The 1,235-nt window shown below is 31.3% G+C and carries 2 protein-coding genes; both read right to left on the reverse strand.

What is annotated here, in order from left to right; all coding sequences use genetic code 11:
* Positions 1–330: GNAT family N-acetyltransferase (locus AC1DIT_RS28160; RefSeq protein WP_476998605.1), on the reverse strand; the 330-nt coding region annotated here is incomplete at its 3' end.
* Positions 331–985: 655 nt separating this feature from the next.
* The gene (locus AC1DIT_RS28165; protein WP_016132979.1) at positions 986–1,216 is read right to left on the reverse strand and encodes a DUF3953 domain-containing protein; all 231 of its coding nucleotides are present in this window, start codon (positions 1,214–1,216) and stop codon (positions 986–988) included.
* Positions 1,217–1,235 lie beyond the last annotated feature (19 nt).

Here is a 1,235-nt window from a genome sequence, read left to right on the forward strand (position 1 = left end):
ACCTTTCCCTTGATATTCAGGACCTATTGAAACGCCAACGTGACAAGTACCATTCTTCCAGTTCACTAAGTAAACAGCTATTGTCCCAATAAAGATTTTTTCATCTTTAAGTTCAATCCCAAACATGTAATCCTCTTTATCAGAACTTATTTCATTAAGAAATTTTTCATGGTCACGTTCGGTAGGAGGAAATGGTATTCCATCATTCATTAATAACCGGCTCTCCATTATATCTTCAATGTTAAAGTAGTTTCCGTAATCCTCTTTTGTTATTTTTCGTAGAGTGACTTTATTTCCTGTTAAAAATCTTTTACTATATTGCTTAATCAAATTAATATCCCCCAATTAATACGCAGGGGTATGCAGTAAGGGTTATTTTACTGTACCCTTGCGACGTTTTTTTGTTCCTTTAGTTTTTTTAAAACATCTACTGCAATGCTCGTTAACATAGGCTTATCTCCCTTTTCTCAAGATAATAAAAGTATATATTGTATTATAAGAATTTTCAATCACTTGATCGAGGCTAATGAAAGAAGTAAACATTAAAGGGGTAGCTAAAAAAATGATTGTTCCTAAAAACGACCGTTTATGGTACTTTATTTATTTTTAACGGAACTGACAGAAATACGCTCAAAAACCGGTTCTAAAACTCATTACAAAAAAAAGTACCATAACAAACATTAAAAATCGTTTATGGAACCTTCTTAACGTACAGTAGAACCAAGTTTTTCAACTGAAAAATTCCTTAGCGTACGTTTAGATACTATTTGGACACAAATTAGCCGATTCCCTGTGCGATTAAGGAATCGGCTATTTTTTTTACATAATTCTGGTTAGTGAACATCGCCATCAACCTAAGATTTTGAAGTACCCTCTAAACGAAAATTTGGTATCTGTTATAGCAATGAAGTTCATTTTCATCGTTTCAGATACTACCAATAAGTGGGGTTATGTTAACTTTCATTTTTTTCTATGTACATGCATGTTAAAAAATGAAAGTATAGACTGCAACAAAGATAATAAATCCTGATGCTAAAAATAGTGTATATGCTGAAGCTTTTCGATTTTCTTTTAAGTCAGAAAGTCCTGTCATTAAAATCATCAATCCCATAAATAAAGACATAAAAGGCATTATTTCAAACTTATCAGTTATTAAAGAGTAAACCGCTAAAATACAACTAATTAATCCAAATATAATCTTTAATAATGTCAGCAAAGAACAACCTCCTTAGTTA

The organism is Bacillus sp. 05T22, assembly GCF_056396765.1.